This window comes from Nonomuraea montanisoli, assembly GCF_013363975.1.
GTDB lineage: Bacteria > Actinomycetota > Actinomycetes > Streptosporangiales > Streptosporangiaceae > Nonomuraea > Nonomuraea montanisoli.
On record NZ_JABWGN010000033.1, the window covers coordinates 21,000 to 30,340 of the forward strand.

Annotated in this window: 8 protein-coding genes; 4 read left to right on the forward strand and 4 right to left on the reverse strand. The window is 74.7% G+C overall.

Annotated elements, in window-relative coordinates:
• Positions 1 to 119 precede the first annotated feature (119 nt).
• A complete protein-coding gene (locus HTZ77_RS44555) occupies positions 120 to 1,415 on the reverse strand; it encodes an FAD-binding oxidoreductase (protein ID WP_175595853.1) in 1,296 nt (431 codons plus the stop codon).
• Positions 1,416 to 1,439: 24 nt separating this feature from the next.
• Complete coding sequence (locus HTZ77_RS44560) at positions 1,440 to 1,946, reverse strand: nuclear transport factor 2 family protein (RefSeq protein ID WP_175595854.1); 507 nt, start codon at positions 1,944 to 1,946, stop codon at positions 1,440 to 1,442.
• A 123-nt stretch (positions 1,947 to 2,069) separates the two neighbouring features.
• Between HTZ77_RS44560 and HTZ77_RS44565 the strand changes: the two genes are divergently transcribed.
• Positions 2,070 to 2,966, forward strand: a complete 897-nt coding sequence (locus tag HTZ77_RS44565; RefSeq protein WP_175595855.1) for a LysR family transcriptional regulator — start codon at positions 2,070 to 2,072, stop codon at positions 2,964 to 2,966.
• Between the two features lie 49 nt (positions 2,967 to 3,015).
• Here the strand turns inward: HTZ77_RS44565 and HTZ77_RS44570 are convergent, their stop codons facing one another.
• Positions 3,016 to 3,600: a TetR/AcrR family transcriptional regulator gene (locus HTZ77_RS44570; protein WP_328809132.1), complete on the reverse strand. Its 585-nt coding sequence runs from the start codon at positions 3,598 to 3,600 to the stop codon at positions 3,016 to 3,018.
• A gap of 112 nt (positions 3,601 to 3,712) precedes the next feature.
• Between HTZ77_RS44570 and HTZ77_RS44575 the strand changes: the two genes are divergently transcribed.
• The 3 genes from HTZ77_RS44575 (at position 3,713) to HTZ77_RS44585 (ending at position 6,692) form a co-directional block, all read left to right on the forward strand.
• Positions 3,713 to 4,501: an SDR family NAD(P)-dependent oxidoreductase gene (locus tag HTZ77_RS44575; RefSeq protein ID WP_175595856.1), complete on the forward strand. Its 789-nt coding sequence runs from the start codon at positions 3,713 to 3,715 to the stop codon at positions 4,499 to 4,501.
• Between the two features lie 91 nt (positions 4,502 to 4,592).
• Entirely contained in the window at positions 4,593 to 5,714 is a 1,122-nt protein-coding gene (locus tag HTZ77_RS44580; RefSeq protein ID WP_175595857.1) for an MBL fold metallo-hydrolase, read from the forward strand.
• 63 nt (positions 5,715 to 5,777) lie between these two features.
• Positions 5,778 to 6,692, forward strand: coding sequence for a pirin family protein (locus tag HTZ77_RS44585; RefSeq protein WP_175595858.1), 915 nt, complete (start codon positions 5,778 to 5,780; stop codon positions 6,690 to 6,692).
• Between the two features lie 2 nt (positions 6,693 to 6,694).
• Here HTZ77_RS44585 and HTZ77_RS44590 read toward each other — a convergent pair whose 3' ends face one another.
• Positions 6,695 to 9,151, reverse strand: a complete 2,457-nt coding sequence (locus HTZ77_RS44590) for a serine/threonine-protein kinase (protein ID WP_175595859.1) — start codon at positions 9,149 to 9,151, stop codon at positions 6,695 to 6,697.
• Positions 9,152 to 9,341 lie beyond the last annotated feature (190 nt).

Here is a 9,341-nt window from a genome sequence, read left to right on the forward strand (position 1 = left end):
GCGCGATCGACACCCGCGCCATCGACACCCGCGCGATTCACAGCCGCGCGATTCACACCCGCGCCGGCACCCACGCCATCGACACCCGCGCGCCCGGGACCGCCGTCTCCCCCGCGAGGTCAGCCGCCGACCGGGAAGTTGGCGCGGAAGACGTCCCGCGGGTCGTGGCGGCGTTTGACGGTCCGCAGCCGGGCCAGCGCCTCCGGCGTGAAGGCGTCGGCCGCGCTCTCGCCGGGGTTGAGGAAGGTGTACGGCTTGCGGCCGCTGACCGGGACGGCGCCGGCGAAGTCCCGCTGCCGGGCCGTGACGGCCTCGGCCGTGGCCGGGTCGGCGGGGATCCCGAACAGGTACATCGCGTACGGCTCCGCCAGGGCGCCGTGCGGGCTGTCGGACGGGCGGGCCAGCGCGCCCCCCAGGTGCCGGATCTGCACGCTGAGCAGCGGGGCGACGGGGCCGGCCAGCAACGCCTTGGCCGCCGTGTCGTCCAGCTCGGTCAGCAGCTCGGCCCGGGAGGAGCCCGCACCGGGGTCGGTGGGCTCGGCGGTGATGGCGCCCAGCTCGGCGGGCGACATGACGCCCCGGCTGTCGGACAGCGGCGCGGCCAGGCGGTCCAGCGGGGCCAGCAGGTCGCGCGCCTCGTCCTGGTCGCCGAGGTGGGTCACGTCGACGGCGACCATGGGGTCGGCCCCGGGGAAGTGGAGCAGGTCCAGCCAGGCGGTCAGCTCGTCGGGGGCCGTGGCGGTGATCCGCCGGTAGGCGTCCATGACGGCGGGGGCGTGCTCGGCCGTCCACAGGACGCGTCCGCCGTACAGGCGTGGCGCGGGGTGCAGGGTCAGCTCCAGCGCGGTGACGACCGCGAAGTCGCCGCCCCCGCCGCGCAGCGCCCAGAACAGGTCGGGGTCGGCGTCCGCCGTGACGCGCCGCGGCCGCCCGTCGGCGTCGACGACGTCGAACGCGGCGACGCTGTCGGCGACCCAGCCGTACGCGCGGCCGAACCAGCTCAGCCCGCCGCCGAGGGCGACGCCCGTGACGCTGACCACCGGCGAGCTGCCGGGCAGCCCGGTCAGGCCGTGCGGCGCGGCGGCGGCCTGCACCCGGCCCGAGGCCACGCCCGCGCCGACGCGGGCGCGGCGGGCCACGGGGTCGATGTCCAGCGTGTCCAGCAGCCGGGTGCGCAGCAGGATCGCGCCCTCGGTACGGCCGGTCGCGCCGTGCCCGTTCGGCTGCGTCGCGACGCCCAGCCCGGCCGAGCGGGCGTACCGGACGAGCGCGGCGACGTCGTCGGCGTCGGCGGCCTCGACCACGGCGGCCACGGGCTGCTCGACGGCCAGGTTCCAGGGGCGGCGGGCGGCGTCGAACCCGGGGGCGCCGGGCAGCAGGACCTGGCCGCGGACGGCCGATCTCAGGGTTTCCATGAGGTTCCTCAGGTGGGGAGGGGATCAGCCGAAGATGGCGACGGGGTCGCCGGTGTACCAGGTGTTGTCGATGGTCATGCGGCGGACGGCCCAGCCTTCCCCGTCGCGGACCAGCTCGACGTCGTAGGGGTTCTTCAGCAGGGCGAAGGTGGCGTGGTCGGCGGCGAGCAGGTGCTGGGCCTCCACCAGCGCGGTCAGGCGAGCCGTGTCGCCGTCCACCGCGACGCGAGGGTTGGTGACCTGGTGGGTGGTGTCCACCCGGTCGCCGAACAGGGCAAGGATCGTGGAGACGATCGCGTCCCGCCCCCGCATCAGGGGCGGCCGGCCGCCCCACTTCGCCGCCGCGGGACGGAAGTCCAGCTCGGCGTCCGCCGCGAAGGCCGAGGCGAACAGCTCCTCGTCCTTCAGGTCCTGGCCGAGGCCGAAGCGGTGGAGGGCGTCCACGATCTCGGCGTGGTCCCGCAGCTCCCGGATCACGGCGTCCCGGTCGCCGGCGGGCGCGGACAGCGCCTGTCCCGAGGTGACGTACATCGCATGCTCCCATGCAGGTCGGAGGGGTTTTCGAGCGGTTCCACTCTCGACCGCCGCCGGGAGCCGATCAATGCGGTCCTGTGCAAGGATCGTCAAGCGAGGGTTAACGATCGGAGGACGCCCATGCTGGAGCGGCACGAGCTGGAGGCGTTCCTCACGCTGGCCGAGGAGCTGCACTTCGGCCGCACCGCCGAGCGGCTGCGGGTGTCCACCGCCCGGGTCAGCCAGACCATCGCCAAGCTGGAGCGCCGTGTCGGGGTCCCGCTGTTCAACCGCACCAGCCGCCGGGTGGAGCTGACCTCGGTGGGACGCGACCTGTACGAGGAGACCCGTCCCGCCTGGGACCGGATCGCCGCCGCGTACGAGCGGGCCGTCGCCGCCGGGCGCGGCCTCACCGGCACCCTGCGCGTCGCGTTCGTCGGCGCCGCGGGCGGCCAGTTGCTCGCCGGGGCGGCCGAGCTGTTCCGGCGGCGCCGGCCGGACTGCGACGTCCAGCTCCGCGAGGCGCAGATGGTCGACCTCATGCCCTGGCTGCGGGCCGGCGAGATCGATCTCGCGCTCGGGACCTTCCCCGTCGACGAGCCCGGCATCGCCACCGGGCCGGTCCTCGTGTCCGAGGCGCGCATGCTCGCGGTCCCGGTCGGACATCCCTTCGCCCGCCGGGCCTCGGTCTCCCTGGAGGACCTGGCCCGGGTCAGGCTGCTCCAACTCCCCGGCACGCTTCCCGCGTCCCTGCGCGCCGACCGCACCCCGAGCGCCACCCCCTCGGGGCGGCCGATCGAGCCCGGCCCGTCGGCCTCGACCTTCAACGAGATGCTCACCCTGGTCGGCGCCGGTCACGGCGTCTTCCCGGTCGGCGCGCAGGTCAGGCGCTACTACGCGCGGCCCGACGTGGCGTACGTCCCGTTCGGCGACGCGCCGCCGCTGCGGTGGGGGCTGATGTGGCGGGCCGAGGGCGCCACCGCGCGGGTGCGCGCCTTCGGCGAGGCCGCCCGCGACCTGCTCGCCGACGACACCTGAGGCACGCCGGCGCGAGTCCCCGAAAGCGGCGCCCCCCGGCTGACGAGGGTCAGCGCGGCGCCGTGAGGCCCTGGGTGGTGCCCACGCCGCGCAGCAGCGTGTCGACGACCCGCGTGGCCAGCGCGTCGGCGTCGCCGTCGCCGCTCTGGGCGGCCTCGTGGATGAGCGCGTAGTACACCCGCCGGGCCCACCCGAGGTCGGCGTCGGGCCGCAGCAGCCCCGCCTCCCGCGCCGCCCGGAACATCCGCTCGCACTTCTCCTCCACCTCGGCGTGGACCCGCGCCGCCTCGGGGTCGGCCGTCAGGGCGCGGCTCATCGCGAAGCCCCAGTCGAGCTTGACCCGCAGCACGTTGGCCGTGACCTGGTAGAGGGCGACGAGCGGCGGGGCCGTCTCCGGGTGCGCCGCCTCGACCGCGTCGGCGAAGCGGCGGGTCGCCCAGGCGGCCATCGCGCCGACCAGCGCGTCACGGGAGGCGAAGCGCCGGTGGACGGTCGTGCGGGCCACGCCCGCCTCCTCGGCGATCTGCTCCATGGTGGCCGCCGGGTTGCGGCTGAGGACACGTTCGGCGGCCTCGAGGATCTGGCGGACGGTCCGCTCGGCGTCCGACCGCAGTGCCCGCGTCGCTCCTGTCACGAGAGAGAAGGCTACACCACCGTCCCCGTTGAACTCAGAGTTGCATCATCAATGTTGCATGTTCTATGGTTTCCGCATCACCGATGAAGCGACTGACGCTGGAGGACATCTCATGGATCTGCGACTCAGCGGGACGACCGCCCTGGTCACCGGCGCCAGCAGGGGCATCGGGCTGGCCGTCGTGACCGCGCTGGCCGAGGAGGGGGTGCGCGTCGTCGCGGGCGCCCGCACCGTCACCCCCGAGCTGAAGGCGACCGGCGCGATCGCCCTGACCGCCGACCTGTCCACGCCGGAGGGACCCGCCGGGCTGGTCGAGCGGGCGCTCACCGAGGTGGGCGAGCTCGACCTGCTCGTCAACAACGTGGGCGGCGGCGACGGAGGCGAGGGCCAGGTCGGCGGCTTCCTCGGCACCGGCGAGGAGCAGTGGCGCCAGGCGTTCGACCTGAACCTCCTCAGCGCCGTCCGCGCCACCCGGGCCGCCCTGCCGAGCCTGGTGCGACGGGGCGGCGCCGTGGTGAACATCTCCTCGATCGGCGCGCGGATGCCGCACTCCGGCCCGATCGCGTACACGACCAGCAAGGCGGCGCTGACGGCGTTCGGCAAGGCGCTGGCCGAGGAGTACGGGCCGCAGGGCGTCCGCGTGAACACGGTCTCCCCCGGACCGGTGCGCACCGCGATGTGGGAAGATCCCCAGGGGTACGGCGCGGCACTCGCGGCCTCGCTGGGCCTGGAGCACGAGCAGCTGCTCGCGGGGGTGCCGTCCGGCATCGGGATGACGACCGGCAGGTTCGTCGGACCGGAGGAGGTCGCCGCCCTGGTGACGTACCTGGCCTCGCCGCGCGCCGCGAGCGTCAACGGCGCCGACCACGTCATCGACGGCGGAGCCGTCAAGACGGTCTGAACCTATCGCGATATATCGTCGTAACGGGGAACAGTACGGCCGCCCCGCTCGGTTGAGCAGGACGGAACAGACATCCTGGGGAGAGTGAACGATGGCGGCACTGCGGACGGCACGACGGATCCTCATGGGCGGGGCGGCCCTCGCCGCGGCGGGGTGGGCGCTGCGCGACGTGCCCGCGGAACTCGGTGTGCGGCCCCTGCGGTCGGGGCCCGGACGGGCGGAGCGGATCCGGCGCTCACCGCAGTTCAGGGACGGCGCGTTCGTCAACACCATGCCGGAGGCGACCACGCTGGTCAGTGCCCCGCCCGCGGGCATGCTGGGCGAGCTGGCCAGGGACCGTGACCAGCGGCGCCCGGCCGGACCGGTGCCGCTGCGGGTGCCCCCGGCGGGCGCGGCCCCGCCGTCGGGCGTGCGCGCGATCTGGTACGGCCACGCCTCCACGCTGGTGGAGATCGAGGGGCGGCGGGTGCTGTTCGACCCGGTGTGGAGCCGGCGGCCCTCCCCCTCACAGTTCGTCGGGCCGAAGCGGCACCACCCGCTGCCGGTGCCGCTGGCGAGTCTGCCGCTGGTCGACGCCATCGCGATCTCGCACGACCACTACGACCACCTCGACATGGCGACGGTCCGCGGGCTGACGGCCACGCAGAAGGCGCCGTTCCTGGTGCCGCTGGGCATCGGCGCCCACCTGGAGCGCTGGGGCGTGCCCGCGTACCGGATCATCGAGCTCGACTGGGAGGAGGAGGCCGAGGTCGGCGGGCTGCGCTTCGTCGCGACGGCCGCCCGGCACTTCTCCGGGCGCACGCTCGCCCGCAACGACACGCTGTGGGGCTCGTGGGTGGTGGCCGGGCCCACCCGCAAGGTGTTCTACGCGGGCGACTCCGGCTACTTCGAGGGCTACCGCGGCATCGGCTCGGCGCACGGGCCGTTCGACCTCACGCTCATGCCGATCGGCGCCTACAGCCCGGCGTGGCCGGACATCCACATGAACCCGGAGGAGGCGGTCAACGCCCACCTCGACCTGGGCGGCCGGGTGCTGCTGCCGGTGCACTGGGCGACGTTCACGCTGGCGCTGCACCCGTGGGCGGAGCCGGTGGAGCGGCTGTGGCGGGAGGCCAAGGCCCGCGAGGTGTCGATCGCGGTGCCGCGGCCCGGCGAGGCCGTGGACCCCGACGCGGTGCCCGCCGTGGACGGCTGGTGGGAGACCCTGGCCTGAGCCGGGGACTTCGGGCGGAGCCCCCGGCCTGAGCCGGGGGCCCGGGAGCCGTACAGTCGCAGCATGAGCAACCTGGAACGGGACCCCGGCGAGATCCTGTGCGGCGCCGCGGACGGCGGCGCCACCGAGTCGCTCGCCGGACGGGAGGTGCCGCTGGGCGGGCCGCGCGCGATGCGCGTGAGCAGGACCCTGCCCGGCGTGCGCCGCCGCATGATCGGCGCGTGGTGCTTCGTCGACGCCTACGGGCCCGAGGTGGCCGCGATGCGGGTGCCGCCGCACCCCCACACCGGCCTGCAGACCGTGAGCTGGCTGCTGTCGGGCGAGGTGCTGCACCGCGACAGCCTGGGCAGCCTCCAGGTGGTACGGCCGGGGCAGCTCAACCTCATGACGGCCGGGCGCGGCATCTCCCACTCGGAGGAGTCGCGCGAGGAACTGCTGCACGGGGTGCAGCTCTGGGTGGCGCTGCCGGACGGCGCCCGGGGCATGGAGCCGCGCTTCGAGCACCACGCGGAGCTGCCGCGGGTGTCCGGGCCGGGTTTCACGGCGACGGTGATCATGGGGTCGTTCGCCGGGGCGACGTCGCCGGCGACGGCCCTCACCCCGCTGGCGGGGGCCGAGGTCGCCGTCTCGGGGACGGCCGAGCTGCCGCTCGATCCCGCGTTCGAGCACGGGCTGCTGCTGCTCGACGGCGAGGTGGAGCCGCTGGAGCCGGGGCCGCTGCTGTACCTGCCGCCCGGCCGTACGGGCCTGTCCCTGAACGGGGACGGGCGGGTCCTGGTGATCGGCGGCGAGCCGTTCGCCGAGGAGATCGTGATGTGGTGGAACTTCGTGGGCCGCGACCACGACGAGATCGTCGCGTTCCGCAAGGAGTGGATGGAGGGCGACGGGTTCGGCGCCGTCGAGGGGTTCGACGGCGCCCCGCTGCCCGCGCCCGTCCTGCCCGGCACGCGGCTGCGGCCCCGGGGCCGCAGCCGCTGAGGTCACCGGCGGGGGTGCGAGAAGACGACGTCCATGTTCTCGCCGCCGGTCGGCACCGTGAGCAGCGTCCGCACCGAGACCCCCCTGAAATCGATCACGTGGATCTCGTAGCGGCCGCCGCCGGGGTTCGTCCAGCAGACCAGGTGCAGGTCGTCGTACCAGGTGGCCAGGCCCGAGCAGGGCGACTCGAAGCGGGTCAGCTCGGCGCCGGTGGCGGTGTCGTAGACGCAGTTGTCGCCGCTGACGAGGCCGGGACAGTTCGTGACGAACTTCTGGCCCGTGGGCGAGAACAGCGCGTCGGCGATGGCCGCGCCGACGTTCGGCACGCGGCGCACCCGGGTGCCGTCGGCGTCGAAGAAGCGCAGCGCCTGCTGCTTGGCGACGTTGGAGAGGGCGACCACGCCGGTGTCCCGCTCGTCGAAGCCGTACCGGACGCCGCGCAGCGACCCCTCCCTGAGCGTGGCGACGCGCGCCTGCCCGGTGGCGACGTCCACGATGGCGAACCCGGTGGACTGCCACTCCTTGCCGGCGGCGTTGCCGACGTTGAGGAGGAGGCGGTTGCCGTCGCGGGACCAGGTCTGCACGTACGCGCTGAGCGGCTGGCGTGAGGTCCGGATCGAGACCTTCTCGCCGGTGGCCTTGTCGGTGATGTCGACCGTGTCGTAGCCACCGACGAACTGTTTGCCGCGGCTGGCGAGGTAGCGGCCGTCCGGCGAGAGGACGGCCTCCCATGCCTCGGGATATTTCACGAAATTTCCGGTCAGCGAGTCGCGTGCGTAGTACACCCAGTTCTGCGTCTTGGGGTCGCGCAGCATGTACGTGGTCAGGCGCACCCTGTCGGCGGGCGACTCGGACAGGGTGGCGGTCGTCCCGGGCAGCGTGACCTGGCCCAGGCCGGTCGTGGGCACCGGGGGGACGCTCGGGCTCGCGGTGGCGGCCAGGGTGGGGGCGGGGGTGGGGCCGGGGTCGTCGCGCATCCTGACGACGGCGACGGCGACGACCGCGATGGTCGCCACCACGGCCACGGCGGCGGCCACGCCCGCGACCACGAGACCCCTGCGCGACCCCTGCGTGCGCGGCGCCCCCGCTGCCGGGACGCCGTACGGGGGAAGGGGCGCGCCCCCGGCGAGGGGCGCGTTGCGGGAGGGCCCCTGCGGGCCGCCCGGGGCCGAGCCCCCGGGGGCCGCGCGGTACGGGGAGTTGTGCGGGCCACCCGGGGCCGCGTTGTACGGGGAGCGCTGCGGGCCGCCCGGACCGGCGCTGTGCGGCGGGCCGTAGGAGAGGTGCGGCCCGCTCGGGCCGAGTGCGGGGACGCCGTGTGCGGCGCCCGGGCCGGACGGCGGAGCGTAGGGGCCTTGGGCCTGCTCCCCGGAGGGCGGTCCGTAGGAGCCTTGCGGCGCCTGCCCCTGGGGCGGCGGCGGAGCGTAGGGGCCTTGCGCGTGTCCCACGGGGGGTGGCCCGTAGGGACCTTGCGGTGTCGCGCCCGGACCGGCGAGCGGCGTCCTGGCCTGCTGGGCAGGCTCACCGTAGGGAGGTCCTTGCGGCCCCGAGACCGGAGGCGCCTGCGGGCCCGAGTGGGGGGACACCGGCGGGCCGGGGGTGGCGTTCACCATCGCCGCCGCCTGCTCCAGCTCCGGCGGCTCGGCGGACGACGGGTTCTGCAGCAACCTCATGATCACCTGCTCGGCCGTCGGCCGCCGCGCCGGATCCTTGGCCAGGCAGGCCGCCACCAGCTCGCGTAACGGCTCCGCGAGCGGCGTCAGATCGGGCTCCGTGTACAGGACGCGCTGGATGATCGTGGGCACCGACGAGGCGGCGAAGGGCCCCGCCCCGCTGGCGGCGAACAGGATGGTGCTGCCCCACGCGAACATGTCCGCCGCCGGCCCCACCGGCTGGGCGAGGATCTGCTCGGGCGCCATGAACGCGGGCGTGCCCACCGGCATGGACGTGATCGTCGAGGTGGCGTCGAGCGCCCGCGCGATGCCGAAGTCGATGACGCGCGGCCCCTCGGCGCCGAGCAGCACGTTGCTGGGGCTGAGGTCGCGGTGGACGATGCCGGCCTGGTGGATGGCGGCCAGCGCCGTCACGGTGCCGATGGCCAGCCGGTGCAGCGCCGCGTCCGAGCGCGGCCCGTCCTGGGCCACCGCCTCCTGGAGGGACGGCCCGTCGACGTACTCGCTCACGATGTACGGACGCTCGTCGTGGACGCCGGTGGCCAGCAGCTTCGCCGTGCAGAACGGCGCCACGCGCCGCGCCGCCGCGGCCTCCCTCGCGAACCGCTCCGCCGCGACCGCGTCGCCCGCCAGGTGGGGCCGCAGCCACTTCACGGCCACCCGGCCGCCTTCCCCGTCCTCGCCGAGGTAGACGACCCCCTGGCCGCCTTCTCCGAGCCGCCCCTTGATCTCGTAGCCTCCGAGAGCGGGGGGATCGCCCGGGCTGAGCTTGCTGATAGACGGCATGACCAGATTATGGTCATTCTCCTTGCAGCACGCTTGCTTCCGCCGGGTGCCAGTAACCGGGTGCTAGCGCCTGTGCGGAGTTCGGATCTTAGGCTGGTCGGAGGCTTCGGATCCATAAGACGGCTCCGCGTAGGTGCAGGCCGGCCAGATAGCTGTCGGGCGTCTTGTCGAACCGGAAGGCTAGCCCACG

What these genes read in the sequence shown, in the direction of transcription:
- HTZ77_RS44580 (WP_175595857.1), top strand. Translation starts at nt 4,593, where the DNA reads ATGGCGGCACTGCGGACGGCACGACGGATCCTCATGGGCGGGGCGGCC.
- HTZ77_RS44560 (WP_175595854.1), bottom strand. Translation starts at nt 1,946, where the DNA reads ATGTACGTCACCTCGGGACAGGCGCTGTCCGCGCCCGCCGGCGACCGG.
- HTZ77_RS44585 (WP_175595858.1), top strand. Translation starts at nt 5,778, where the DNA reads ATGAGCAACCTGGAACGGGACCCCGGCGAGATCCTGTGCGGCGCCGCG.
- HTZ77_RS44565 (WP_175595855.1), top strand. Translation starts at nt 2,070, where the DNA reads ATGCTGGAGCGGCACGAGCTGGAGGCGTTCCTCACGCTGGCCGAGGAG.
- HTZ77_RS44555 (WP_175595853.1), bottom strand. Translation starts at nt 1,415, where the DNA reads ATGGAAACCCTGAGATCGGCCGTCCGCGGCCAGGTCCTGCTGCCCGGC.
- HTZ77_RS44575 (WP_175595856.1), top strand. Translation starts at nt 3,713, where the DNA reads ATGGATCTGCGACTCAGCGGGACGACCGCCCTGGTCACCGGCGCCAGC.
- HTZ77_RS44590 (WP_175595859.1), bottom strand. Translation starts at nt 9,151, where the DNA reads ATGCCGTCTATCAGCAAGCTCAGCCCGGGCGATCCCCCCGCTCTCGGA.